We start from the raw sequence: 24,010 nt of genomic DNA on the forward strand, positions 1-24,010 counted from the left end.
TCCGGCATTCATCGTCCTTTTGTTTCCCGGCTGTAGGACAATGATCAATTTTGACCCAACAAAAACAAACAAAACCACAATGAACTACCGACAAATCTCTTTCCTACCATCCGCAATGCTCCTGCTCATGGGGCTTCTATCCTGCACGTTCAGAATCGATGCTGAACCCGGAATTCCCAAGTCCAAGTTAGAATGGGTTGAAATGGATGGATATAAGCTCTATGCCAAAACCCATGGAAGATATGGTCATTCCATTGTTTTCCTTTCTGGACTTGGAGACGAGTTGGGCACTTGGAACATAATCCAAAAGGAACTGGCTGGAGATTTTCAAACCTTGTCTTATGACCGGGCTGGAGTAGGACAATCCACTCAAGCAGGACATCCTTCTACGGGATTGGATATGGCGATCGAACTGAGAAAGCTTCTCGAAAAGAGTGAGTTGAAGCCTCCTTATCTTCTCGTTGGCCATTCGATTGGAGGGCTTTATGCACGGATTTTTGCAGGTAAATACCCACACTTGGTATCTGGAATGATTCTTCTAGACTACACGTTGGAGGATAAAATTCTCGCTCTGAAAGAAGTAGACTTGGGTGGATTGACACCGGAGCAACTGTTGACTCAGATCGCTCAGGATATGGGGCTCAAAGAAGGGAGTAAGCGGGAGTTTATCGCTTCACTGAAAACTGCCGAGCAGGTCAAAGCTGCACCGCTTCCCTCAGCACCAGTTACGGTAATCACAGCACTAAAGCAAAACCCAGAAGAAACTTGGGAGGATATCCAATTGAAAAGCCTACTTCATGGTCAATACGCGTTGTTAATTCCAGGTTCGAAGCATATTCAGGTGCAAAGCTCCCACTATTTGCATATAGATCAGCCTGAGCTGATCATCGGCGAAATAAAAGCCCGGATTTTGAACAACTAAACCTCCCTCCACTACCACAAACCAACACCCATCCCTGCCGAAGGGATGGGTTTTCTGGCAGAATCAAATTCCTTATATTTCCTCTCTACTTTAAAACTTAGCCTATGTCAATTTTCCATCTTCCCAATAGCCAATCCAAGATGACCATGTACTCTTGGAAATTTCAGATGGTAGTTGCCCTCGGATTTGGCGGGGTGATTCTGACTAACCAATTCCTTTTTGCAGAGTTCAACGCGCTTGAACTTTTGCAAAATTTTCTCGCCAATGTATTTATCGTCCTTTTGATATGGAAGTCGGCAGTCTGGGTCACTCAGGTAGGAGAACAGTTTTTCAATTGGTTGGAAAGACCACTAAAACGGGTACTTCTCTCGACAGTATTGGGATTGGTCTGCAGTTTTTTAGTGGTATTGATTTCAGCCTATTTTTTTCAATTACTCTATCAATCTGATTTTCCCGGGAACAACGAGATTTTCATCAATACCCTCATTTCATTTTTGCTGTTTTCAGTGCTATTCACCGGATTTAATATCATTCACTTTTTGGAAACCCTTCGGGAAAAACAGGTAAAAGAAACCGTTGCCAGACTGGGAAATTACTTTGAACAACTCATCGAAAACGTAGAGGATATTGTCCAAGTCTGGGATGAGGAAGGGAGAATCAAGTACTCCAGTCCCTCAGCAGAGCAGCAGCTGGGTTTCACAATCGCGGAATTGATCGAATTTCCTCCATTTTATTGGCTAGTTGAGGAGGACAAACTCAAAGTAAAAAGCAGATTTGAAGTGTATTTGAAAAAAGGCGATGGGGAGGTGTTTTTTGATCAGTTTCAGGTAAAAACCAAAGCCGGTGCTGTAAAAATGCTGGAAGTAAAGATTACCGACGGGCGAAAAATCCCCATGATCGAAGGGCTGATTGTGACCTGTAGGGATATTTCCCAGCGCTACGAGACTGAACAGCTGATCAGAAGACAAAAAGAACTTTACGAATTGACCAGCTCCATCTCAGGATCTTTTCTCAAGATGGATTTTCAATCAGCCCTCGTGGAAATGCTGGAGAAAATGGGGAGATTCTCCTCGGTGGACCGAGTCTACGTGTACCAACTGAGCCCCGAGAAAAATTATTGGCACTGCCTTCACGAATGGCGTAGCCAAAAAGGGGATCTCATTCCCTCAATTTACTATCAAAAAGGAATTCCAATTGAGGCCATGCAGTGGACCTTTGATCAATTGCGGGCTGATAAAATTCTGAACTTTAAAACGCTCGATGAAATGCCCCCAGAGGCGGAACAATGTAGAAAAGCATTTGAAGCTGATGGTACCGTGGGAATTCTTCTACTTCCTCTTCGAATTAATGAGGAGTTGGTCGGAATGATTGGGTATGATGCGCTTTTTGAACCCAAAAACTGGTCAGAAGACGACATCCGATTCCTCAAGCTTTGCAGTGAGATACTTACATCTTCTCTAGCCCGCTCGGAGGCGGAAGCCTCTACCCGGGCTTCGCTATCCTTCAACCAAGCGATTATTGATTCCTCCGCAGAAGGCTTCCTTTTAGCCAATCTCCAAAACAAGGTAGTTTATGCCAATGACATCTTCTTGTCTCTCTGGGAACTGGAGCAAAATCCTGTCGGTCTCAGTGTAGAAGAAGTCAGTAGACTAGTCGAGCCAAAAGTTGAGAATAAAGAAGAAATAGAACGAGGATTTGAGACACTCAAAGAAAATAGCCAAGCTGTTTTTACCATGACCTTAAATCTGAGTACCGGAAGGGTACTGGAAATCTACTCTGCACCTCAGATTCAGGATGAGAAGCTGGCGGGACGAATCTGGAGCAATCGGGATATTACAGACCGGGTGCTTTCGCAAAAGGAAGAGATGGAAAAAGGGATGGCCTTGGCTCAGTTTGAATCCCTAAAAAATCAAGTAAATCCCCATTTTTTATTCAACAGCCTCAACGTATTGAGTTCCCTCGTTCACGTGGACGCTGACTTGTCCGAGAAGTTTATCGATCAGCTGGCCAAATCCTACCGCTACCTTTTGGAGCAAAAAGACAATACTCTCTTGCCTTTGAAGGTGGAGCTTGACTTTGTGGATTCTTTTGTTTTTCTCCTCCAAATCCGATTCGAGGACAAAATCCAAGTCCAAATTGATATTCCTCATCGGTTCCACGCTATGCTAATCGCTCCGCTAACCATGCAGCTCTTGATCGAAAATGCCGTCAAACACAACCGGATTTCCAAAGATGAACCGTTGAAAATTTTCATCGGAATTGAAGAGGATCACCTCGTTGTCAAAAATTCTCTTCAGGTCAGAATCAACCCTACTCCGTCCACGGGACTTGGTCTGAAAAATATCCAAAACAGATACCTCATTCTTTCCGATGTTGTTCCCCAGTTTGGCCCTGAGGGAGATTTTTATGTTGCCAGAATTCCTTTGATCGAGGAAAACTAGTCTGGATTCATCGCCATTTTTTAACGGTTCGGTCGGAAAACACAGGCACTCATCCAAGTAAAATTCCTGAAGGATTTCGCTCCAACTAGTTTCGCTGAGAATTACTACCTCATGCGAACTTCATCCAACCTTCGAATTGCATTTAGCCTTTTTGGCTTCGGTTCATTAGGAATAGCTTCCCTTTTGCTGGTTGCTCCTCCGGCTTTACCTCCGAGTATAGAATTAGATCCTTCTACCCTTAGGTGGATCACGCTGATCAACCCAATGATTCTTTTGTTGGTCAGTATCATCATTGGTACTCTTCTAAAAGATGCCGCAGGCGTCAATCTTCCAATTTTGGAAAGAAAAAAAGGTGAAAGCTTGGGTCTGACTCTTCAGGGTTTGATTTACCCACTTTTGGTCCTTACAGCAGTGACTTCTTTGGGAGTAATGATTATCTATTTAGGCACGAGTTGGGGATTTGATTCTGGTTACAAGGAGGTTATCGAGGGGTCGGGGTTACCATTTTTGACCCGGTTACTCTATGGTGGAATCACCGAAGAGATCCTGATGCGCTATGGATTGATGACTTTGCTCCTTTGGATACTCAAAGAGATCAATCGCCCTAACTCAACTATTCAGTTTTGGATAGCGAATATTCTTACAGCCATCCTTTTTGCGACAGGTCATTTGCCTGCCCTCTTTAATGAGGTGCATTCTCCCAGCCTTTGGACACTCACTTACATTCTCGGCGGAAATTTCTGGGCGGGAATCTGCTTTGGCTATGCCTTTTGGCGGTATGGATTGGTCCTCGCAATCCTGACACACATGGGTTTTCACCTCATCACTTACTTCCTTATCTAAACCAACCCCAAAATGAAAAAACTTCTCTTTATTCTCTTTTGTCTGAGCACAGTTCAACTGATTCAGGCCCAAGATTCTTCCAGCCTTCCGCCTATCAGCGTCCCTATTCTTGATTCCTTGATAGGAAAAATACCAAGCTCGGACGAGCCCGGATTTGCAGTAGGAATCAGCTTTGGCAATGAAATCCTAATCGAACACTACTACGGTCTATCCGATTTGGAAAATAAAATCCCTATCACTGACAGCACTCAATTCAATCTAGCTTCGGTATCCAAACATTTTACTGCTTACGGCCTCTTGTTTTTGGAAAACAGAGGAAAAGTAAACTTGCAGACCTCGGTGATTCAATACCTGAACAATTTTCCCTATTCGGATAAAATCACGGTCATGCATTTGCTACACCATACTTCGGGCATCCCCTCTTCGGATAATCTGAGAGTCTTTGCCGGGCAATCTCTGGAATCACCTTGGGGTAAAAAAGAAGAACTCAGACTGCATGCCAATTACAGAAAGCTCAACTTCAGCCCAGGAACTGATTTCCTGTATTCCAATTCTGGTTATTTCTTTTTGGGACAGGTCATTAAAACCCAAAGCGGCCTTTCCTATGCAGACTTCTTCGAAAAGTCTCTTTTCCCTTCCTTGGGTATTCAGGGAACGGTCATGGATAAACCCAAGAAACTTATTCCAAATCGGGCCATACCTTACCATCCTGGACAAGCCGGATTTGAAAGGAAATTTCCTGAGAATACATACATCACAGGGGAATCCAATATCTACCTCAACCTCCCATCTATGATGCGTTGGATGCAGTACTTGATGCTTTCCAATCATAATGAATCCCATTTTGTTCAAGCTATGTTTGATGGCAACTATAACTTATCTACAGGAAAGTTGGTGGAGTATCGTTTTGGCCTGGAAAAACGAGAAATCAATTCTCTCCAAGCTATGACTCACGGAGGAGGAGTGCCGGGCTATGCTTCCTACGTCATTTATATTCCTGAACTTGATCTGGGAATCAGTGTGCTTTCCAATTCGGATAAGCTCCCAAAAAGTCCAGGCGCTATCGCTCATGCTATCGCCAGATACCTCACTGCCGGTTATGCTAGTGCTGTGTCACAACCTGCTCATCAGGAAATTGAATTGCGAGCTGAGGAAACCCAAAAGTATGCCGGTGAGTACCGCTTTTGGGATGGAGTCCAGTTTGAAATCAAGCAGGAAGAAGCTGGGTTGTTCATCCATTTGCCTGATGTACCTCCTTTTCAGTTAATCACCAGATCAGAGACGGAGTTTTTTATTCGTGAATTTGACGGGCAAGTTGCTTTCTCCTTTAAAAATGGAATTCAAACGCTCCAATTTATTCAGGGGAAAAAGTTAGATGCGGCTGAAAAACTGGATCCCAACCGACAGAAAGCAGCGAGCCCACCTGCTAGTCAGCTTATAGGGATGTATAAAAATAAAGGTTTGGATGTAGCCTACGAAGTAAGGGAAAAGGAGGAAAAACTGATGCTTATTCTTCCTGAGATACTTCTTCAATATGCTGGATTTCAGGAGATTGAATTGATTCCTATAGAGGGAAATACCTATCGGACCCGAGAATTGGGGGTGATAGAATGGCAAGTCGATGCCAAAGGAAAAGTAAAAGGATTCCTCATCAAAGATGTGGGAAGACTCTGGAACCTCTATTTCACCAAGAATTCATAATGTTAAGTTGGTTCAAACAACGACTAATTCCCTCTTGGCTCAAGAGGGAATTTTTTACTTTCTGTTCCAATGATCGCCTAGTCCAATTATGACTCCCATCCAACCTTATCATCCCAAGAACCTTCCTGAAATCCGAATGATCTGGAGAAAAAGCGCGACTTCCGCTTACCCTTTTCTTTCAGCGGAGTTTATCCAAAAGGAGGAGAATCAAATCGCCCAAATTTATTTGCCTCTGTGCCAAACCTGGGTCTGGAAAAATGAGTGTGGATCTTGTTTGGCTTTTATATCTCTTTTGGAAAATGAAATCGGAGGATTATTTGTCTTGCCGGAGTTTCAATATAGGGGAATCGGAAAAGAGTTGGTAAAGCATGCAAGCCAAAGTTTTCAGGAGCTGTTCGTTGAGGTTTTTTCCAAAAATCAATCAGGAATCCTATTTTATGAAAAAATGGGGTTCTCCTTTTTTGAGGAAAAAATTCATGAAGAAACAGAAGAAACGCTCATCCGGATGGTCCGGTTAAGGCCTTGGTAAAATCAAACCCTAAGATTTTTGAAGTCGAAAAATCAAATAAACCTGCTCCACTTTTTCATTAGTTCTTTTCTCCTGATCAACCAGTTCAAATCCAGCCTTGATGGCTACTCGCTGACTGGAAATGTTGCCTTGAGCGCATTTGATCCAAAAAGTTTGGAACCCAAAGGTCTCACTCAGCCATTCGACCATTCGAATCAAGGACTTTTTCATGATTCCCTGATTTTGAATTTCCGGATCCAGCCAATAGCCCAGTTCGGTGCTTTTTGAAACCCAATTCAGCTCTTTAGCTGAAATAATTCCCTTCGCCTGATTCTTCACGATGATGGCAAAAGAGAAGTCTTTTTTTGCAACAACTAATGCTTGGGATTCAAGGATAAATTTTTGGGTTTGCTCGATATACTTCAGCTCATTTACAAAGGGCAACCAAGGAGAAAAATGGCTTCTATGAGCAGTCAAAATCTCAAAAAGGGATTTGGAATGATCGGGATGGAGAGGTGTCAGATGCAATTCTTTATCTAGCATTATCTTCATTTTGGTCTTTTTTAAAAAGCTAAAAAAGCCCCAAAAAGGGGCAGAGGTTGAATTTTTGATAGGGTGAATCATTCAGATTCACAGATCTTTTTAAGCGCTTTGTTCATGGAGTCAAAGCCGAGTTTGGTCTGCTCTAGCATCGTAGTCATCAGACCTACGAGCAAGCCGGAGAAGTATTCCCCATGGACAAAGAGGGTCGTATTTTCATCGATTTCTTCAATGCCGAAGTAATGTTCACCGTCGAATATTCCTTTAATCAGAAATTTACCTGACCATCGGATTTCTCTTCCGGGTAGATTCCGGAGAAGGATGGGAGAAAAGCTCATTTCTTTATCATTGGGGGGTAAGATTTTCACCTGAAGTTGCTGGCCTTCCTTTAGCTCTCCGCTAACAGATCTGATAAAGGGGTTCCAAGATGGATAAGAGTCGAAGTCGGTTAGAATCTGCCAAACTTTCCCAGCCGGAGCATAGATTCGGATCATGGTTTCAATATGTTTCATTTCGGTATTGTGGTTGGTTAAAATTTTGGACGAAATCGAGCATGACTTACCCGTCACACACTGGGATGCCCCGATAGCTATCGGGGCAACCATGCGAGATTCCATGTGGCAACTGAAAAACAATTGTAGACACATGAAATCGAGCATGACGTACCCGTCACACAGTGGGATGATTATAATCCATGCGAGATTCCATCTGACCGCTAAAAAACAAATTATAAACAGATGAAAAATGCCGGCTCAAACGAGCCGGCTAGGTTGGTGGTGAATGGACTTAGAATCTAGCTTTTACAGAGAGTGTGCCGCCCCAGCCATTGAAGCCTTCGGTAGAGATGCCCCACTTTTCTTGGTTTCGAACATTGGCTCTGTAGGTAGCCCCAGCTTCGATATCCAACCAGCGGTTGAGGTGGGCTCCAACTCTTAAGTCAGGAGAAAGTGCGATCGAATGCGTACGGCTTTCTGCCTTATTTACCACGTTGCCGTTTTCTTTGGTGACTTCATAGTCCTGCTTGATGTCTGCATAAGCAGCTCTCAAGCCGACTTTCCCATAGAAAAGACCACCAAAATCCTGCACGTAGCTTCCGGAAAGACCATAGTGTACTTGCTTCATATCCAGCGCATTATTAGGTGTTTCTTTCCAGAGGTCCACCGGGACGATGGAGTTGGTATAATACAGGCCGAAGAAAACTTTGTCCTGAAATCTTAAGCCCAATTCCGTACCGATGCTGTAATGGCTTCTTACCGGGGAAGAGCTTTTTGTAAAAATAAACTCATTGATTACCGATCCATAAAAGCCCACAGGCTTTACCGATTGCTTCATTGATTCCTGCCCAAAAGCGGTCATCAGTCCAAGGCTCATGAGAGCCACCAAGGTTAACATTGACTTTTTCATTGTGTGTGTAGTTTGTGTGTAATTGGTTTGTTTTTGTTTTGTGCGTTAATGATGATCCAAAAGTAGATCAGCCCACACACCTGGGGTAAAAAGTCTGGACCAGCCCCTGAAAAACCCTACTGAAACCTGAATTTTGGAAGATGGATGAATTTCAAAAATGATAGACTTGCTAATTTCTGATTGCAACTGGAGGGCAAAAACAGATTGAATTCCAATTTTTCCAAGTCAAGAATTCAAATAAAAGACGAATACCCTCTTGGCAATTTACTTGTTCCAACGTCTTTTCTAGGTGTACTACTTTACCCGAAGGCCCGACAAAAAAATTCGGCTCGGCAGATGGGGAGTGGCATACGAAATCAGTTTCAATATTTTCACATAGTCCTTCACATCTTTCAAATTATCTCAAATAGCTCCTCTTTACTTCTCCTAACTTTCTTCCGAAACTGTGCAGAATCATCTACCGATCGATAACCTACCGGAGCAACCAATACAGCATGTAGTCCCTGATCACCTAAGCCCAAAATCTGGTCATACTTATCCGGTTCAAAACCTTCCATAGGACAGGCATCCAACCTGAGTTCTGCCGCTGCAATCAGTAGATTATTCATGGCCAAATATGCCTGCTTTTCGGACCAGGCTTGTCTCTCTGACTCTTTCATCGAGTCAACACTTTCTTTAATACTTTGTCCATAAGCTTGAATGCCTGGTTTCTTAGATTCATCCACTCCCTCCTGCAATAAATTGATATACGAGTCAACGCCTTCGGAAAAGTGTTGGTTGTAACTACAGAAAACGAATAAATGTGATGCATCCGTGATTTGGGACTGATTCCAAGAAGCTTCCCGAAGTAGTTTCTTAACTTTCTGGTCTTCTACAATCAATACCTTATAAAGTTGGAGACCATATGAGGACACTGAAAGTCTTACTGCTTCCTTGAGCAGTTCCAAGCTGCCAGAATCGATCTTTTTTTGTGAGTCAAATTTCTTGGTGGCATATCGCCAGTTCAATGTTTCTATCAATTTCATCTTTTTTTCCTTTTTAGTGTTTATAAAATCTGATCTTAAAATCAGAGTGAAAGCCATATTTCCTATATAAGCCCAAGCCCATTGCGGAAGCTTGAAGGATAGCCTTATTAGATCCTATTTTTTTGACTTCCGAGAGTGTAGCTTCAAATAATTGATTAGCTAAACCCTTTCCTCGAAAAGCGGGAGCAATCCCTATGGAATAAATCCCGGCTATTCCTGCTGAATCTTTGAAAATCATACTAGTTCCGATTGGTTTTTCTTCTAACCAAGCGGTATAGAAATCAACTTTTTCTTTCAAGGCTAGAATAGTAGGAGCAAGAATCCCATACCTAAAAGCATCAAAGAAAACCCTAGACCAAACTATGGCTTCTTCAGTTGTATTGACCTTTTTCAGAATGATATCCAGTTGATCTGAATAAGAGAAATTGGCTATATCACCCGACATCCCAATCAATTCTATGGTGGGATGAAAGCCAATTTTAGCTAAAAGTTCATCCGAAAATCTATCCTCCCAAACCGCTAGTCCAAGAGGTTTGTCTTTTCCAATTGAGCTAATGATCTCCAACTTTTCTGAAGTCAACTCCCCATCTACCCAAAGTTTGTTAGGCCAATCCCCGCGGTTTGCCTTACTTGCAAAAACTCCCTTTTTTGAGATCAATTCTCCTGAATTCATCCCGCCCAATTTCCATAGCTCGGTGAGATTGAAAATATTTTGACTTTTCATCCTTTGACTAAGATTTGATAAGCGAAACCGAAAATATCATCAGAGCAATTCCCATTATCTTTCTTAGGGTAATGGGCTCAACAGGTAATCCAAACCATCCAAAATGACTGGCCAATCCTGCAAAAATCAGTTGACCGCTAAGACCGAATCCGACTTAACCCCTTTTGACGACTTTGATCGGTCATCAAGTTAAGGGTACCAATTTCATTATCAGGCTCCCAAGGGTTTATCCCGACCGGCTCAGATGACATTACCTGAGCAAGGCTTAATCCTGCCTTACAAGCCAGGAAATAAGAAATTAACATTAATTTTTTCATAATTTTAGTTTTTTTGTTTATAATGACTTTTCAAAGGTCTACAGATTATTTCCCCTGTCGAATGATCTGGATTAAGTCTTTCAATTAACCTAGATCAAGATGAATTCTGAACTTCTTTGGCAAAGTCTAAAGAAATACATCACACTCTCAGAGACTGAGAAAGCACTAATCCTTTCCAAACTCAGCGCTCGCAAATTCAAGAAAGGTCAATTCTTGGTTTTTGCAGGTGGAAAAAGCAAAGTGACCAATTTCGTCGTTGAAGGATCAGTTATGGCCTATTTTACTAATTCCAAAGGGCTGGATCATATCATCCAATTTGCCTTTGAGGGCTGGTGGATCAGCGATTTGAAGAGTTTCATTACCCAAGGGGAAGCCATTTTCAATGTTCAGGCGTTGGAAGAAAGTACCGTTTTGGAGCTTTCCTATGAGGATCTGGAAGAGCTTTATATTCAAATCCCTCAACTGGAGCGGTTTTTCAGAATTGTAACTCAGCGTGCTTTTGTGGCTTTTCAGGAGCGTATTTTAGAAACAATTAGCCAATCCGCCGAAGATCGATATCGCGCATTTCATGAAAAGTTCAAGAAATACGAAACCCGAATTCCCCAAAAGCTCATTGCTTCTTATTTAGGCGTCACACCCGAATTTTTTAGCCGGATGAAAAAGAAAATGGATTGGTGAAATCCTTTAGTTTTTAATCCTAGATTTATCCGTTCAAATTTTTAGAAAATTCCTATCTTGGAAGATGATTACTAGAAGCTCAACCCTATTTGAAATTCCTCTGACAAAGGAAGAAGCCCAGATAATTGACACCTTAATCCCTATTAAGACTTTCAAGAAGGGCACTATCCTCTTGGAAGAAGGTCAGGTTGCCAAAGAATCCTATTTCAATCTGAAAGGTCTTGTTCGCCTCTATTACCTGATAGATGGAGAAGAAAAGACCATTCATTTTTTTGAAGAAGGCCAACCCATTGCTTCCCTTTCCAGTTACCTGAATAAAACTCCGGCCAATCACTATTTCGAATGTGTAGAGGACACAACATTGACTATTCTCAGCTATGACAATGAGCAGGAATTAATCAAGCGGGTACCTGCTTTTGAATCACTTTGTCGCATTTCCATTGAGCAAGAGTTTGGGAAAAACCAGCAGATGCTCGCCGACTACATGATCAAATCACCGGAGAAACGCTACTTGGAATTGCAGGAAAATCAGCCTGAACTCCTCAACCGGGTTCCTCAGTATATCCTCGCCTCCTATCTGGGAGTGAAGCCCGAATCTCTAAGCCGCATCCGAAAAAGGTTGGCTGCCAAAGCTTGATCTATGCGACCTGAATAGCCACATTCCCTGCCTTTCTCCCCTTTTCAACATAAGCATGCGCAGCAGGAATTTCTTCAAATCGATAAACTCGATCCAAATAAGGCTTTACCTTTTTTGCTTCTAGCAGTGACTGGATTACCGCCAAATCCTCCTTTTTCTGCTCGGCTATACCCACGATAATTTGCTCCTTTTTACCACGTAGAGTTTGTGTCAGCAAATCCAAATAATCGGCCAAAGCAGCGTCATTAGATAAGTATCTCCCTTCGGACTTGAGTAAATGTTTAATTTCCCGAAAAGAAGTTTTTCCGACTGCATTGATAATCAAATCAAATTTTTCAGGAAGCTGCGCAAAATCCTCTCTCTCATAGCTAATCACCTGGTCAGCTCCCCATTTTCTCACCCAACTCGCGTTTTTGGAGCTGCAAACCCCTACTACATAAGCATCCTTTGCTTTTGCCAATTGAAGCATGGCAGATCCAACCGATCCAGAAACTCCATGTATCAGTACCTTCATTTTTGGCTGCAGATTAACTTTTTGAAGAAAATGATACGCTGAAAGAAAGCCAATGGGAACCACTGCAGCTTCCTCAAAGCCCAATCCTTCGGGTATTTTTGCCAAAGCCGACTCAACATCGACTGCTACGTATTCGGCATAGGTCCCTGACTTCATCCCCATGCTTCCAAACACTCGGTCTCCGACCCGAAATTCGGCTACTTCTTCTCCGACCATTTCAACTACTCCGGCAAACTCATGGCCAAGCAAGGTATTCTTTGGCTTCAGTAACCCAGCATGAAACCGAATAGGAAAAGGAGTTGCACTGCGGACTCTCCAGTCTCCCGCTGTCACGGAAGTTGCGTGAATTTTCACCAAAACCTGATTGGACTTTGGGTTTGGCTTCTCTAGGATTTCAGGATTCAACACATCCGTAGCACCATATTTTTTGAAGGTAAATGCTTTCATGTTCATTTAGTTTTGATTTACGCTTCAAAAGTAAAACCCGCCTCTTTGCTAAAAATTGATCTGGGTTAAGAACTGAAATAGAATTTTTTTACCCTCCATGAAATCTTAACCCAGATCAATGTGCCGCCTTTTTCAGCGCCCTAGGTTTGTAGAAAATTTAGAAAATGAAAAAGGAACTTCATCCAAGCGACAGAAATCTCCATTTAGGACTGACAGGCGTACTTTACTTGCTGGTAATTGTTTGCGGACTCTTCAGTGAAATGGGAGTAAGAAGTGTATTATTCCTCCCTGAAGACCTCATCCAGACGATGGAAAACATCCAAGGAAACCAAAGCCTACTTAGACTGGGAGTAGCTTCAGACATGCTAATGGTCCTAGCTGATGTAGGCTTGGCTTGGTTCTTCTTGATTTTATTTCAACAGAACTTTCCAAGGCTATCTTATCTGGCGGCCTTTTTCCGCTTGGTTCAAGCAGGAATTATCGGAATAAATCTGATCCATCTCTTACAGATTCCTACTCTTTTCCAGTTTTTTCACGTGACCAGTGATGCACCATGGGTAGCTCAACAAATAGGTTACCTAATCGAATCACATCGAATGGGCTATCTACTTAGTGGGATTCCATTTGGAATGAGCTGTATCCTATTGGGCTATATGATGTATCAATCCGGTTGGTTTTCCAAAATTCTTGGAGCCATCGTATTCATCGCCGGGTTTGCCTATCTGATTGATTCTTTTACCAATATCCTCTTGCCGCAATACGCGCCACAAAGTGAAATACTCGTATTGGCCACTGCCGTGATCACAGAATTAACCTTATGCATTTACTTAATAATTAAAGGATTCAGAAATAACTAAACCAATTATTTACAATTAAACAAAAACAAAATGAAAAAAATCATTTCATCGTTTGCAGTGGTTCTTGCCGCTACCCTTTTCTTGAGTTCCTGCCATTCCTATACGGTCACAGTAGGACAGGGCTCCCAAACCGGCATTGAATACCGAGAGAAAAACCATTACCTGATTGAAGGCCTGGCACCCTTAAAAATTTCCGATCCTGAGAAAATGGCTCGGGGTGCCAAAGATTACGAGGTCACCACCAAGCACACCTTTGTGGATGGATTGGTCCATGTTTTGACTTTCGGGATCTATGCACCCACCACTACCATTGTGAGGAAGTAATAAACTCTTGATCTAAAAAAAAGGTATCCGCAGATTTGTTGCGGATACCTACTAATTATCAAACTTGTAAACTCATGAACAAATTTCTTTTCCATGATTGAATTGCTTCTTTTCCTGATTTGGAGCCATTTGTCTACTCAGATTTGTGGAAATATCTTGGGAACAAATAGTTGAATAGACTCCCAAATATTATAAAAAAAGAAGGCTTACCCTTGTTCTTTTATCATTCAAAACTTCACCCCAAGATAAATATTGGGTTCAAAAAGGAAGTAGTTCTTCCATTTATCATCCATTTGTTTGAATGCTTCAGGAGTATTGGTGTCAAAAACCCAAAACTGCGAATGAACCTGTGGCTCGACGAAAAAGCGCTTTTTCTTTCCAAAGGCCAAATGATAGCCAATATGAAAGGAATTATAGAGTTTAAAGCCATTTCCTATTTTATTGTTATCTTCATCTAAATAGGTTTTATACTGTGGTAAAACTTCAACTGTGGCAAATAATCCTTTCCACAGCATACGTTGATAGCTTATTCCAATTCCAGTTTCTCTCACATGCCCGGGATAGAATTCCGTTCCGGACTCTACTTTATCCAAGAGTCCATCCCACCAAAGAATACCCATTGGCTGAAATAAACGCCAAGTGGCAAACTTAAACCCAATTATATTTTTATTATCAAGATCACGCTTCACATGGATTTCGATATGCTGGGTATTCGTTGAATCATCCCAAGATTTGGTAAAAAACTGAGGGACAGTGATACCGGGCAGACTAACTCTGTATTTATAGTCTACACTTTTTTCTTTGCCTAGCAGCAGGCTTTCTTGAGCAATAGCACTTACAGTCACAATTGTCAGAATGAAGGTTAATAAGTTTTTCATTTTTTTCTTGTTTAAATAGGGATTGTATTTGTTTCAAATTGATAGGACAAATTTGGGTTATTAGCGAAATTCAGTCGTCCCAAATTGTAATTGCGGACCTTTTAGTGAGATTCGGGACTTTTTTAAAAGTGTAAGCAAAAGCGAAAAATTAGCGTTTAGAAATGGTGAGCCTACCTAGAAAAAACTATGAAATTTGTATATTCTCTGCTTTTACAACTTTTTTTTTGCCAAAAACTTCACGAAGTTTTATCTTGAGAGCTATTCAAAACCTATTTCCCATTTCCAAGACCTTTTCTTGGGCTTTATTTCCTTTGGATGAATCAACGGTCCATCGCTGTACTTCCTTTTGATAATCTCAGTTCAGACCCGGAAAACCAGTATTTTTCAGACGGAATGGCGGAGGAAATCATCAACGCGCTCAGCAAAATCCAAAGCCTAAAAGTTATTGCGCGAACTTCCTCCTTTGCCTTTAAAGGCCAAAAAATCGACGTCCGTATCATAGGGAATAAACTGGGCGTCTCCTCAGTCATTGAAGGCAGCATCCGAAAAGCCGGCAGCCGCGTTCGGATCGCTGTACAACTCATCCGTACAGACAATGGATTCCATATTTGGTCTGAAACCTTTGACCGAACTTTGGAGGATATCTTCGATTTGCAGGATGAAATCAGTCTCTTGGTCGCTGACCGAATCCGGGAGAATTTTGGGCATATGGATATCGAGGATAGCCTCGTCTCTTCCAAAACAAGTAACCCGGAAGCATACGACCTTTTTCTGAAAGCCAGTCATCACTTCAAGCGAAAAGACCTGGCAGATGTCAAAGAAGCTCTGGTGTTGTTTACCAAAGCCACTGAACTGGACCCTGATTTTACCGAGGCTTATGCCTTTATCGGGGAAACTTATCTCCACCATGCAGGCTTCAATCTGATTTCGGCCAAAGAGGGGTTTCAGAAATCCAGAGAATATGCTCAAAAAGCTTTGGCGATCAATCCAAAAGACATGCGCGCGCACAAGGTCATGGCCTACGTGCAGCTGTTTCACGATTGGAATTGGGAAGCGGCTATTGAGTCCTACAATCAGGCTGTTGCTGCAGGACTGAACAATGAGATCGACTTTATCACCAACTACTATATTTTCATTCAAAAGGATTACGACCTGGCGATTGCCATTGCCAAGGAAAATCAATCCCGGGACCCGCTGCACATCATCAGCTACTGGTGGCTGGGGCTGTGCTATTACCTCTCCGGGAGATTTGAGCAGGCACTTCCCGCTTTTGAAGAAAGCTTACGGATTGACCCCAACTTTAGTGAGGCTTTACGGTGGAAAGGATTGGTTTTGGGTTATTTAGGAAGATTTGATGAAGCTTTTCAGACACTTGACAGAGCCATCGAGCTGACAAATGGGGAGGGATTGGTCAAGCTAGACCTAATGACCGCCAAAGTACTCAGTGGGGAGACTGAAGGGGTACTCGAGGAACTTAAAAACAGTCACTATATCGATCCCTGCGACCCTGCGGCTTTATATAGCTTGATGAATCGACCCGATGAGGCTGTATACTTTCTTCAGAAAGGTTTGGAAGAAAAATCAAGCATGATGGTCAGCTTAAAATATTGGTGGGTTTGGGATAATATCCGGGAAGACGATAGATTTCAGGAAATCTATCGTCAGATGAATTTTCAAGACCATAAAGCCCATCGCCAACATCCCTCCAATCAGCAATTGGTAATCGCCCAAAACAGTCAGATGTCCAAGGAGGAATGCGAACATTTTCTTCAAAGCCTACGCACAAAAATGGCCTTAGAAGAAGTAGTGACCGACACCAATCTGACTTTACGATCTTTGGCCGAACAGATCGAGATACACCCAAATAAGCTTTCCTGGCTTATCAATATGAAGTTGGGTCAAAATTTCAACGACTATGTCAATTCCCATCGCTTGGCGATTTTCCAACGAAAAGTGATTGACAAGGCCAATGCACACATCACCTTATTGGGGATGGCATACGATAGTGGGTTTACATCCAAATCGGTATTTAATGATTTTTTTAAAAAATCAACTGGCCTCACCCCAAAAGCTTGGGTCAAAGCCCATCGAAACTGATTTTTCATGACTGAAAAGGAAGGATTCACTTCTTACCAAAAAATGGTCATTCTCGGACTTGCGGGTCTTCTTTTTACTGTCGTATTGGATTACATGCTGCTTCCTGCTTTGAGTGGTACACTATTGGAACAACTCCAGCTTAGCACTGATGAATTTGGACTGATTGCCTCTGCTTATGCACTGAGTGCTGGAATTTCCGCGCTGCTGGCTTCAGGCTATGCGGATCGGTTTGAAAGAAAATCCTTCCTACTGGTATTTTACACTGGTTTTTTGATAGGAATTTTACTTTGTGCGTTTTCTCCGTCATTCCCCATGCTCTTAACATCCCGAATTATCACAGGAGCTTTCGGAGGAGTGATTGCTTCGATTTGCTTCGCTATGGTGGCGGATGTATTTTCGCTGTCACAAAGGGGCCGAGTGATGGGATGGATTCAAATGGCTTTTGCCCCTAGCCTGGTAATGGGTCTTCCTTTATCCCTTTATATTGCCAGTTCTTTTTCTTGGAAAATGGCTTATGGGATGATTTTCAGTTTTGGAGTTTTAGCGCTTTTACTTGTGGTTTTTCTTATTCGACCATTGGAAAATCCTGCTTCCCAATTTTCCGCTCCTTGGGATCATATTATTTCCAACTTGAAAAGATCATCTTATTGGACAGTTTATGGTGCCAATATCCTGATCGTGAGTGGGGATGTGATTTTCATGACTTTCAACGCCGCCTTTCTCACCAATAATCTAGGGCTAACGGACAGCCAACTCCCCTTTGTGTACGGGGCTGTTGGAGTCACTAGCCTTGTAGCTGCTCCTATTTTTGGAAAGTTGGCCGATCGGTTCGGTAAATGGACTGTATTCGCTATTGGGACCCTGCTTTCCATAGCTACCGTAGTGGTGTACACGGCTGGAGCGATTCAGCGCTTCGAATGGATTATTTTTGTACATGTGGGCTTGTTTTTTGGGGTAAATGCACGAATGGTTTCTGCAACAGCCTTGGCTACCGCAGTTCCGAAAAAGTCTGATCGAGGTGCCTTTTTAGCCATTGATACTTCTATTCAGCAGTTGGCGGGAGGCATAGCTGCGGCGATTACCGGATGGGTTATTTTTCAGGGGTTGGACGGCATTTTGCTAAACTATCCTCAGATCGGCTGGCTGATGGCTATCTTGATGCTATTATCGGCAGGTTTGGTCTTTTTGGTCAGCAATCAGGTGAAAGCCAATCCCGAATCAGAATCAAATTAATCTGGAAAAGTTAGACAGGAATAAGTCCTAAATCATAAAGCCGGACGATTGGCTATACTTTTTCCTCCACCTTTGAATCAACCAAAAAAATCAAATCATGATAGGACCAGATAAAAACCAAGCCTTTCCTTTAGCCAGCTATGATCGACTTTGCTTTCTGAAGAATTTGATCAAAAACCCCCAAATCCAAGTGGGTGATTACACCTATTACGATGATTTTGAAGATGTTCACAATTTTGAAAAAAATGTCAAATACCTCTTTGACTTCGTCGGGGACCGATTGATCATTGGGAAGTTTTGTATGATCGCCTCAGGTGTGACCTTCATCATGAACGGAGCCAATCACCTTTCAAAATCCCTCTCCTCCTATCCTTTTGCCATTTTTGGAAATGGTTGGGAAAAGGCGATGGAAGGAAAAAGCTACCCTCAAAAAGGAGATACCGTCATCGGGAATGACGTTTGGATTGGATACGGTGCGACCATCATGCCTGGTGTCCAAATCGGGGATGGAGCTATCATAGGCAGCAAATCAGTGGTTACCAAAAATGTGCCCCCCTACACCATCGTGGGCGGCAACCCAGCCCAAGAAATCAACAAGCGCTTTTCTCCAGAAAAAATCGATCAACTCTTTGCTTTGAAATGGTGGGACTGGCCTCTAAAGCGAATCACTCAAAACGTGCAGCAGCTCAGCGGAGAACAATTAGAGGATCTACTCTGGACCTAAAGAAGCAGCTACCCACAATATCAAAAGCCAAAAGGAAATCAAATCACCTTTTGGCTTTTCTTTTTTTAACTCCCGATGAGCAATGTTTTTTTATCGCTCCGATCCAAAGTCCGGGATTTCACCAAAAGGTCCCGAATCATAATTCAAGACGACTGGCGGCCGTCTGCTGTCCAACTTTGTCCTATCATTCATCAAAAACATAAATAAACTCGCTATGAAAAACAAAGCTATTATCCTCGGAACAGGAATCGGTGTCGCTATCGGAACGCTACTCGGAGTAGCCATCGGCACTGCCATCGGAATCATCGCACTCGGATTATTGGGAGTGGACTTTGACAATCAAATCACCTTCTGGATCAGTACCGGAATGGCGGTAGGCGGAGGAATCAGCCTGGTCAACTTCATGCTCAAATCCTCCAAAGAAGAATAAACCAACGTCATTAGGGCAAAAGTCCGGGATTTCACCAAAACGTCCCAAATGATAATCCAAGACGACTGGCCTTTCCTTTTAGCCCAAATTTGTCATATCAATTTAAAACAAACACAAGTAAAACTTAAACAACACAAAAAAATGAAAAAGCTAATCTTTATCTTCTTCGTTGGCCTGATCACCACTCTGAATATTCAGGCCCAAACTGATAAACCCATCCGCAAAGGCTTCACTGCCGGAGCTTCCATAGGTGCAGGTGTCTTGCACTTCACCGACGGCATGAGTGAGAAAGCAACCCATGGAGGAATATCCCTTCCCAACCTAAAAATGGGATGGTTTGTATCTCCCCGAACCGCCATCTATGTCAATACCGTCGGACAAATCTATGAGTCCGAGGGAGTAGACCGAAGCTTTGAAGGAATTATCCCTTCCATTCAATATTGGGCCACTGACAAATGGTGGATAAGTGGTGGCTATGGTGCATCCTTGGATATGCGAGCACTTTACGAATCTGAAGCTGACTCCAAAAAAAGTGAGTGGGGAAAGGGAGTTTTGATCTCCACAGGTTACGAAGTACTACAGCGTGAAAAGTGGGCGCTGGATATCCAAAGCCGACTATACATGGCTCGGGTTACCAGAAATGAAGGTGGAAATCTGGACGCAACCAATTTCTCTATCGGAGTAGGGATCACCCTCTTCTAGTCTAAAAAAAAAATCAAATCTAAAAGAATTCAGTAGGGAAAAGCCATGATGAATTCATAGGCTTACCCTGCTGGATTTCTCCTCCGATTCAATCCAATTAAAAATGAAAACGCAAATAGGATACCTCGTCATTTTGATCCTGTTTTTCTTTCACTTGCTAACTTCTGGAGCTATTCCATTAATAAAACATGAACTGGAAGATGTATGGAAGAAAACTGAAAGAATAGAAGCAATGGATGAGAATATAATTTCTGTAGAAGTAAAGGTTTTTGGCTTGCAAAAAACTTGGAAAGTCGAGGGATTTAGGAATATCAATGATATCCAAAATCAATCAGAGGCATGTAAAATCCAATTGTCAACTAATCAAGCTCAATCAGAATGCAAGGGAAAATAATTCTGGCAGGAGCCACCGGTTATTTGGGAGGGTTTATTGCCCAAGAACTTAATTTCCAAGGCTATAACTTTTTAGCTTTTGGGCGAAATGAAGAAAAGCTTAAAAAAATGGGCTTGGCTGATAAGAAATTTCAAGTGGTCGATGTCACAAAGTTGACCACTTTTCCAAAAATCGAAGAGCCGATAGACACGGTTATTTCCACCGTCGGAATCACTCACCAAAAGGATGGTTTGACCTACATGGATGTGGATTATGGCGCCAATTTGAATCTGTTAGAATTTGCCATACGCTATCAGGCAAGGAAGTTCGTCTACGTTTCGGTTTTGAACGGTGAGCAAATGCGGCACCTAAAAGTCACCGCCGCCAAAGAGTGCTTTGTCGATGCCCTGAAAGACTCTGGCTTGGAGTATACCATCATCAGACCTAGCGGCTTTTTCTCAGATATGAAGGACATCTTAGCCATGGCAAAGTCAGGCAGGGTGTATTTGTTTGGTGATGGAGAATGCAAGCTCAATCCCATTCACGGAATCGACTTAGCCCGGGTGGTTATTGACAGTATTGCTGCCCCTCAAACCGAAGTTGAAGTCGGAGGGCCGGATATTTTCACCCAAAACGAAATCGGCCAACTGGCCCTTGAGGCCCTGGGGAAAGGTATGAAAATTGTCCATCTTCCTGATTGGATGCGCCGGACTGCTTTGAGCTTCTTGCGTACATTTACAAGTTCACAGACTTATGGACCAATTGAGTTTTTTCTGAGTATGATGGCTCATGATAATATCGCTCCCCGTCATGGAGTGAATCGCTTGAAAGCCTTCTTTCGGGAAGAGAGTGATCGAACCCAAGAGACGATTTAATTGACCAGTTTAAAAAGGATAGGTTTTTATTTTGCCAAATATTTTCAATTTGTCCTGATGGATAAAAATGGCTTATGAAGCAGCAAGTTCTTCGATTAGTTATCAAATGAATATTTTTTTTAATTTTCGTTCTTTTTCAAACAAAATATCAGTAAATCAAAACTTTATATTTATTATCCCAACTATTGAGAAGCCGATCAGAAATCCCTTGCATTTTTAGGTTTCCTAAGGAGCTACTCCTTTTTTTCTTGTTGAAGAAATTCTTCTGAGAGGCAATCTAGGACTTCGAATGCGTTTGGGAGGAAAGCAATAAGAAGCTGAGAATTGATTAATTCCCCTGATTCCTTATCAAAATCTTCAGCACCCGATTATAAATGATCTCGTGCAGGTTCCATGCGTAGCCGCCATTGGTATTGACAAACTGGACCACGACGGCATCGATATCGGGATGGTATTTGGCAATGCTTTGATAGCCAGGAACCAATCCGGTATGCTCGTAGACATATACGGAAGAGTAAATTTCCTGCTCCTTTTCCGTCAGCAAGGTTCCATCGTTCAACGCCCTAAAAAAAATTCCGACTTCCTCTACAGTCGAAATCATCGAACCTCCAGGGTGGATAAAGTCATTCCCCTTGATATCCAATGGATAGCCGACAAAATACCCGCTCATCATTTCTTCTTGATCCACTTCCGAAAGCAAACTATAGGTTCGCTTCAAACCCAAAGGTTCTAAAATCTCTCGTCGGATGTAGTCATGGTGAGAATAGCCCAAGGTTTTGTCCAAAATTTCACCGATCAGCACATAATTCGTGTTGGAATAGGCGTATTTCTCATTGGGAACAAAGTCCGCTGGCAAGTCAAAGATCAATTCCAAAGCTTGCCGGTTTTCTGTAAATGGCTTATCCCAGGGATAATCCGGCTGATCAGAATAGTTGGGAATCCCGGAGCGATGCTGGATCAGCAGGCGTAGCGTTATTTGATCAGAGTTTTTGATGTGTTTGGCGACCTCAGGAAGCAATTCCGCCAAAGTATCATCCAGTGCAAGGGCTCCTCTTGCCACGATTTTGCTGGCTGCAGCTGCGATGTAGAGTTTGCTGATACTGGCTATTTTGAAAAGTGAGTTATGGTCTGCTGGGATTTTTTTATCCCGATCTTTCCAACCGGCAGTATAGAATTGGGGTTCTTTCTCGCCCTGGTCCACATAGACGATGATCCCATCGAGTTTGTATTTCATCGCCATATCGACTTGCTCCTGAATGGTATCAGGAATCGGTGCCAGCCAAGCCCGCAGGATCAGCCAGGGAACGAAATAAATGGTACAAGCCACAGCAAAAAGAGGCATAAGGATTCGGAAAATGGATTTAGCTTTCATTATTTTTCAATGAGTAGATTTTCGGCATAGCGGAGTCCAGAAACCAGCGTGTTTGGACGATTCTTGGCTTTTTCTTTGAATTCAAGCAGGGTTTCTCTTTCAATTTTTCGACCTCGTATAAATACCTTTAAAGGATCTTTCAAGGCACTTATGGCATCCAGCGGATTTTCTTTGGCCAAAATAAAATTGGCCAATTTCCCTGGCGAAATACTTCCCTGATCTTTGAGAAAATCATGTGTTTTAGAGGGATTGATCGTAGCGGTAGCCAAAGCTTCAAAAGTACTCATCCCCGCTTCCTGATAAAAGGCCAATTCCTCATGCATAGACGAGCCTGCAGGGGTCACACCGATTCCTGCGTCGGTTCCGGCTACTATTAGAGCCCCATTTTCGTGTAACTTTTTTATAGTCAAAAGATGAAATTCATGTTGGGCTTTGATCCTGTCGGACCAGGTCGAATCACTCGCCTGAGCAATGGTCCATCGATCATATTGAGCCTGAGAGTCTACCATCCGGATCAGCGGATTCATGTAGTCCAAGTCCTCCGAATTCATAATATTCACATCGGTCATCAGCTGATAAATATTGTGATAAACAGTCAGCGTCGGACAAAGTGCACTTGCGTGATGGGAGGCGTACAAATTCACCACTTCATTCAATTTGGCGGTATCCAATTGATAATTCAATGGTTGCTGCACGATGTCCTCTGCATGCTCAATCGTGATGATTTCCGATCGGAAATGATAGGAATAGGCTACTTCTGCACTTGGATGAGCTACTACGTCGAAGTCCAGTTCGCTGGCCTTTTCCAAAACCGCATCAAACAAATCTTCGGTCAGCCCATTGTAGGTTTTTATAAAATCATAACCTCTTTCCTGATATTCAGACACTTTTTGTTTGGCTTCCTCAGGAGAAAAAAGCTGTAAATTATCATTCCCAAGGTATTCCGGCCCGGTCAGTTTCGGGCCCGACGTAAAGAAAAGCGGCCCCAGGATTTCCTCGGAAGCGATCGCTTCTTTCATCCGAAGGTGCATAGGTTGACCCCAGAGATTTCGGACTGCCGTCACTCCATTGGCCAGATACAAACCTAGCTCATACTCATCCCAAACATGCACGTGCATATCGATCAGACCGGGCATCAGATAAGCTCCCTCAGCATCGATTACCTCCCCGGATTGAGGGTCAATTTCCCTTCCGATTTCAGCGATTTTTCCATCCAAAATCAAGACCTCATGATCCACCAACACAGTATCGGCTGTCATGGGAATTACATTCACATTTTTGATCAAATAGCTATTGGAGGTAAAGCCATTTTTATTATCCACCTGCAGGTAGCGCGTATTTCGTGCATCGATAACAAAGGCACCGATTACAGTCAAAGCCAGCAACAGGATAAAAATTCCAAAACCTGTCAGTATTATTTTGTAAATCTTCATTTTTAAATTTT

General features: G+C 42.6%; 25 protein-coding genes and 1 pseudogene. 16 read left to right on the top strand and 10 right to left on the bottom strand.

Features of this window, described 5'->3' with window-relative positions; translation table 11 throughout:
- Window positions 1–79 precede the first annotated feature (79 nt).
- The 5 genes from IAQ59_RS05375 to IAQ59_RS05395 all read left to right on the top strand — a co-directional run bounded on the left by IAQ59_RS05375 (window position 80) and on the right by IAQ59_RS05395 (window position 6,436).
- Window positions 80–922, top strand: a complete 843-nt coding sequence (locus IAQ59_RS05375) for an alpha/beta fold hydrolase (protein WP_209329749.1) — start codon at window positions 80–82, stop codon at window positions 920–922.
- 104 nt (window positions 923–1,026) lie between these two features.
- Entirely contained in the window at window positions 1,027–3,363 is a 2,337-nt protein-coding gene (locus tag IAQ59_RS05380; RefSeq protein WP_209329750.1) for a histidine kinase, read from the top strand.
- 111 nt (window positions 3,364–3,474) lie between these two features.
- Window positions 3,475–4,206 carry a CPBP family intramembrane glutamic endopeptidase gene (locus tag IAQ59_RS05385; RefSeq protein ID WP_209329751.1) on the top strand — a complete coding sequence of 244 codons (732 nt, stop codon included), beginning with the start codon at window positions 3,475–3,477 and terminating at the stop codon, window positions 4,204–4,206.
- A gap of 12 nt (window positions 4,207–4,218) precedes the next feature.
- Entirely contained in the window at window positions 4,219–5,907 is a 1,689-nt protein-coding gene (locus IAQ59_RS05390; protein WP_209329752.1) for a serine hydrolase domain-containing protein, read from the top strand.
- An 88-nt stretch (window positions 5,908–5,995) separates the two neighbouring features.
- Window positions 5,996–6,436 carry a GNAT family N-acetyltransferase gene (locus tag IAQ59_RS05395; protein ID WP_209329753.1) on the top strand — a complete coding sequence of 147 codons (441 nt, stop codon included), beginning with the start codon at window positions 5,996–5,998 and terminating at the stop codon, window positions 6,434–6,436.
- Between the two features lie 9 nt (window positions 6,437–6,445).
- Here the strand turns inward: IAQ59_RS05395 and IAQ59_RS05400 are convergent, their stop codons facing one another.
- The 6 genes and pseudogenes from IAQ59_RS05400 to IAQ59_RS05425 form a co-directional block, all read right to left on the bottom strand.
- Window positions 6,446–6,967 carry a GNAT family N-acetyltransferase gene (locus IAQ59_RS05400; RefSeq protein ID WP_209329754.1) on the bottom strand — a complete coding sequence of 174 codons (522 nt, stop codon included), beginning with the start codon at window positions 6,965–6,967 and terminating at the stop codon, window positions 6,446–6,448.
- 68 nt (window positions 6,968–7,035) lie between these two features.
- A complete protein-coding gene (locus IAQ59_RS05405; RefSeq protein ID WP_209329755.1) occupies window positions 7,036–7,467 on the bottom strand; it encodes an SRPBCC domain-containing protein in 432 nt (143 codons plus the stop codon).
- Window positions 7,468–7,741: 274 nt separating this feature from the next.
- Window positions 7,742–8,359: a hypothetical protein gene (locus tag IAQ59_RS05410; protein ID WP_209329756.1), complete on the bottom strand. Its 618-nt coding sequence runs from the start codon at window positions 8,357–8,359 to the stop codon at window positions 7,742–7,744.
- A gap of 392 nt (window positions 8,360–8,751) precedes the next feature.
- Window positions 8,752–9,384 (bottom strand): NAD(P)H-dependent oxidoreductase, encoded by a 633-nt coding sequence (locus IAQ59_RS05415; RefSeq protein WP_209329757.1) that lies wholly within the window; start codon window positions 9,382–9,384, stop codon window positions 8,752–8,754.
- A 13-nt stretch (window positions 9,385–9,397) separates the two neighbouring features.
- Window positions 9,398–10,108, bottom strand: coding sequence for a GNAT family N-acetyltransferase (locus IAQ59_RS05420; RefSeq protein WP_209329758.1), 711 nt, complete (start codon window positions 10,106–10,108; stop codon window positions 9,398–9,400).
- A 7-nt stretch (window positions 10,109–10,115) separates the two neighbouring features.
- Window positions 10,116–10,241, bottom strand: a pseudogene (locus tag IAQ59_RS05425) (DMT family transporter); the annotation flags it as partial.
- 283 nt (window positions 10,242–10,524) lie between these two features.
- Between IAQ59_RS05425 and IAQ59_RS05430 the strand changes: the two are divergent.
- Window positions 10,525–11,103 (top strand): Crp/Fnr family transcriptional regulator, encoded by a 579-nt coding sequence (locus tag IAQ59_RS05430; protein WP_209329759.1) that lies wholly within the window; start codon window positions 10,525–10,527, stop codon window positions 11,101–11,103.
- Between the two features lie 64 nt (window positions 11,104–11,167).
- Window positions 11,168–11,740, top strand: a complete 573-nt coding sequence (locus tag IAQ59_RS05435) for a Crp/Fnr family transcriptional regulator (protein WP_209329760.1) — start codon at window positions 11,168–11,170, stop codon at window positions 11,738–11,740.
- A 1-nt stretch (window position 11,741) separates the two neighbouring features.
- On the opposite strand, the gene IAQ59_RS05440 is transcribed toward IAQ59_RS05435, so the two are convergent.
- Window positions 11,742–12,701: an NAD(P)-dependent alcohol dehydrogenase gene (locus tag IAQ59_RS05440; RefSeq protein ID WP_209329761.1), complete on the bottom strand. Its 960-nt coding sequence runs from the start codon at window positions 12,699–12,701 to the stop codon at window positions 11,742–11,744.
- Between the two features lie 164 nt (window positions 12,702–12,865).
- On the opposite strand from IAQ59_RS05440, the gene IAQ59_RS05445 reads away from it, so the two are divergent.
- The gene (locus tag IAQ59_RS05445; protein WP_209329762.1) at window positions 12,866–13,558 is read left to right on the top strand and encodes a DUF4386 domain-containing protein; all 693 of its coding nucleotides are present in this window, start codon (window positions 12,866–12,868) and stop codon (window positions 13,556–13,558) included.
- Window positions 13,559–13,588: 30 nt separating this feature from the next.
- Entirely contained in the window at window positions 13,589–13,882 is a 294-nt protein-coding gene (locus tag IAQ59_RS05450) for a Bor family protein (RefSeq protein WP_209329763.1), read from the top strand.
- A gap of 227 nt (window positions 13,883–14,109) precedes the next feature.
- Here IAQ59_RS05450 and IAQ59_RS05455 read toward each other — a convergent pair whose 3' ends face one another.
- Window positions 14,110–14,760 carry a hypothetical protein gene (locus tag IAQ59_RS05455; RefSeq protein WP_209329764.1) on the bottom strand — a complete coding sequence of 217 codons (651 nt, stop codon included), beginning with the start codon at window positions 14,758–14,760 and terminating at the stop codon, window positions 14,110–14,112.
- A 315-nt stretch (window positions 14,761–15,075) separates the two neighbouring features.
- Between IAQ59_RS05455 and IAQ59_RS05460 the strand changes: the two genes are divergently transcribed.
- The 7 genes from IAQ59_RS05460 to IAQ59_RS05490 all read left to right on the top strand — a co-directional run bounded on the left by IAQ59_RS05460 (window position 15,076) and on the right by IAQ59_RS05490 (window position 21,194).
- The gene (locus tag IAQ59_RS05460; RefSeq protein ID WP_209329765.1) at window positions 15,076–16,857 is read left to right on the top strand and encodes a tetratricopeptide repeat protein; all 1,782 of its coding nucleotides are present in this window, start codon (window positions 15,076–15,078) and stop codon (window positions 16,855–16,857) included.
- Between the two features lie 6 nt (window positions 16,858–16,863).
- Window positions 16,864–18,090 (top strand): MFS transporter, encoded by a 1,227-nt coding sequence (locus IAQ59_RS05465; protein WP_209329766.1) that lies wholly within the window; start codon window positions 16,864–16,866, stop codon window positions 18,088–18,090.
- A 97-nt stretch (window positions 18,091–18,187) separates the two neighbouring features.
- Entirely contained in the window at window positions 18,188–18,814 is a 627-nt protein-coding gene (locus IAQ59_RS05470; protein WP_209329767.1) for a CatB-related O-acetyltransferase, read from the top strand.
- 214 nt (window positions 18,815–19,028) lie between these two features.
- Window positions 19,029–19,244, top strand: coding sequence for a hypothetical protein (locus IAQ59_RS05475; RefSeq protein WP_209329768.1), 216 nt, complete (start codon window positions 19,029–19,031; stop codon window positions 19,242–19,244).
- Window positions 19,245–19,385: 141 nt separating this feature from the next.
- Window positions 19,386–19,946, top strand: coding sequence for a hypothetical protein (locus IAQ59_RS05480; protein ID WP_209329769.1), 561 nt, complete (start codon window positions 19,386–19,388; stop codon window positions 19,944–19,946).
- Between the two features lie 103 nt (window positions 19,947–20,049).
- Window positions 20,050–20,340 carry a hypothetical protein gene (locus IAQ59_RS05485; RefSeq protein WP_209329770.1) on the top strand — a complete coding sequence of 97 codons (291 nt, stop codon included), beginning with the start codon at window positions 20,050–20,052 and terminating at the stop codon, window positions 20,338–20,340.
- Window positions 20,325–21,194 carry an SDR family oxidoreductase gene (locus IAQ59_RS05490; protein WP_209329771.1) on the top strand — a complete coding sequence of 290 codons (870 nt, stop codon included), beginning with the start codon at window positions 20,325–20,327 and terminating at the stop codon, window positions 21,192–21,194. Before IAQ59_RS05485 ends, IAQ59_RS05490 begins: the two co-directional genes overlap by 16 nt.
- 328 nt (window positions 21,195–21,522) lie before the next feature.
- On the opposite strand, the gene IAQ59_RS05495 is transcribed toward IAQ59_RS05490, so the two are convergent.
- Together IAQ59_RS05495 and IAQ59_RS05500 are read right to left on the bottom strand one after the other, a co-directional pair.
- On the bottom strand, window positions 21,523–22,566 hold the full coding sequence (locus IAQ59_RS05495; protein ID WP_209329772.1) for a serine hydrolase domain-containing protein: 1,044 nt from the start codon (window positions 22,564–22,566) through the stop codon (window positions 21,523–21,525).
- Complete coding sequence (locus IAQ59_RS05500) at window positions 22,566–23,999, bottom strand: amidohydrolase family protein (RefSeq protein WP_209329773.1); 1,434 nt, start codon at window positions 23,997–23,999, stop codon at window positions 22,566–22,568. Before IAQ59_RS05500 ends, IAQ59_RS05495 begins: the two co-directional genes overlap by 1 nt.
- Window positions 24,000–24,010: the final 11 nt, after the last annotated feature.

The organism is Lunatimonas salinarum (genome assembly GCF_017811155.1).
Classification (GTDB): Bacteria; Bacteroidota; Bacteroidia; order Cytophagales; family Cyclobacteriaceae; genus Lunatimonas; species Lunatimonas salinarum.

What these genes read in the sequence shown, in the direction of transcription:
- IAQ59_RS05415 (WP_209329757.1), bottom strand. Translation starts at nt 9,384, where the DNA reads ATGAAATTGATAGAAACATTGAACTGGCGATATGCCACCAAGAAATTT.
- IAQ59_RS05485 (WP_209329770.1), top strand. Translation starts at nt 20,050, where the DNA reads ATGAAAACGCAAATAGGATACCTCGTCATTTTGATCCTGTTTTTCTTT.
- IAQ59_RS05430 (WP_209329759.1), top strand. Translation starts at nt 10,525, where the DNA reads ATGAATTCTGAACTTCTTTGGCAAAGTCTAAAGAAATACATCACACTC.
- IAQ59_RS05410 (WP_209329756.1), bottom strand. Translation starts at nt 8,359, where the DNA reads ATGAAAAAGTCAATGTTAACCTTGGTGGCTCTCATGAGCCTTGGACTG.
- IAQ59_RS05405 (WP_209329755.1), bottom strand. Translation starts at nt 7,467, where the DNA reads ATGAAACATATTGAAACCATGATCCGAATCTATGCTCCGGCTGGGAAA.
- IAQ59_RS05380 (WP_209329750.1), top strand. Translation starts at nt 1,027, where the DNA reads ATGTCAATTTTCCATCTTCCCAATAGCCAATCCAAGATGACCATGTAC.
- IAQ59_RS05445 (WP_209329762.1), top strand. Translation starts at nt 12,866, where the DNA reads ATGAAAAAGGAACTTCATCCAAGCGACAGAAATCTCCATTTAGGACTG.
- IAQ59_RS05435 (WP_209329760.1), top strand. Translation starts at nt 11,168, where the DNA reads ATGATTACTAGAAGCTCAACCCTATTTGAAATTCCTCTGACAAAGGAA.
- IAQ59_RS05385 (WP_209329751.1), top strand. Translation starts at nt 3,475, where the DNA reads ATGCGAACTTCATCCAACCTTCGAATTGCATTTAGCCTTTTTGGCTTC.
- IAQ59_RS05490 (WP_209329771.1), top strand. Translation starts at nt 20,325, where the DNA reads ATGCAAGGGAAAATAATTCTGGCAGGAGCCACCGGTTATTTGGGAGGG.
- IAQ59_RS05475 (WP_209329768.1), top strand. Translation starts at nt 19,029, where the DNA reads ATGAAAAACAAAGCTATTATCCTCGGAACAGGAATCGGTGTCGCTATC.
- IAQ59_RS05495 (WP_209329772.1), bottom strand. Translation starts at nt 22,566, where the DNA reads ATGAAAGCTAAATCCATTTTCCGAATCCTTATGCCTCTTTTTGCTGTG.
- IAQ59_RS05375 (WP_209329749.1), top strand. Translation starts at nt 80, where the DNA reads ATGAACTACCGACAAATCTCTTTCCTACCATCCGCAATGCTCCTGCTC.
- IAQ59_RS05400 (WP_209329754.1), bottom strand. Translation starts at nt 6,967, where the DNA reads ATGAAGATAATGCTAGATAAAGAATTGCATCTGACACCTCTCCATCCC.
- IAQ59_RS05390 (WP_209329752.1), top strand. Translation starts at nt 4,219, where the DNA reads ATGAAAAAACTTCTCTTTATTCTCTTTTGTCTGAGCACAGTTCAACTG.
- IAQ59_RS05440 (WP_209329761.1), bottom strand. Translation starts at nt 12,701, where the DNA reads ATGAAAGCATTTACCTTCAAAAAATATGGTGCTACGGATGTGTTGAAT.
- IAQ59_RS05420 (WP_209329758.1), bottom strand. Translation starts at nt 10,108, where the DNA reads ATGAAAAGTCAAAATATTTTCAATCTCACCGAGCTATGGAAATTGGGC.
- IAQ59_RS05450 (WP_209329763.1), top strand. Translation starts at nt 13,589, where the DNA reads ATGAAAAAAATCATTTCATCGTTTGCAGTGGTTCTTGCCGCTACCCTT.
- IAQ59_RS05470 (WP_209329767.1), top strand. Translation starts at nt 18,188, where the DNA reads ATGATAGGACCAGATAAAAACCAAGCCTTTCCTTTAGCCAGCTATGAT.
- IAQ59_RS05455 (WP_209329764.1), bottom strand. Translation starts at nt 14,760, where the DNA reads ATGAAAAACTTATTAACCTTCATTCTGACAATTGTGACTGTAAGTGCT.
- IAQ59_RS05500 (WP_209329773.1), bottom strand. Translation starts at nt 23,999, where the DNA reads ATGAAGATTTACAAAATAATACTGACAGGTTTTGGAATTTTTATCCTG.
- IAQ59_RS05465 (WP_209329766.1), top strand. Translation starts at nt 16,864, where the DNA reads ATGACTGAAAAGGAAGGATTCACTTCTTACCAAAAAATGGTCATTCTC.
- IAQ59_RS05480 (WP_209329769.1), top strand. Translation starts at nt 19,386, where the DNA reads ATGAAAAAGCTAATCTTTATCTTCTTCGTTGGCCTGATCACCACTCTG.
- IAQ59_RS05460 (WP_209329765.1), top strand. Translation starts at nt 15,076, where the DNA reads ATGAATCAACGGTCCATCGCTGTACTTCCTTTTGATAATCTCAGTTCA.
- IAQ59_RS05395 (WP_209329753.1), top strand. Translation starts at nt 5,996, where the DNA reads ATGACTCCCATCCAACCTTATCATCCCAAGAACCTTCCTGAAATCCGA.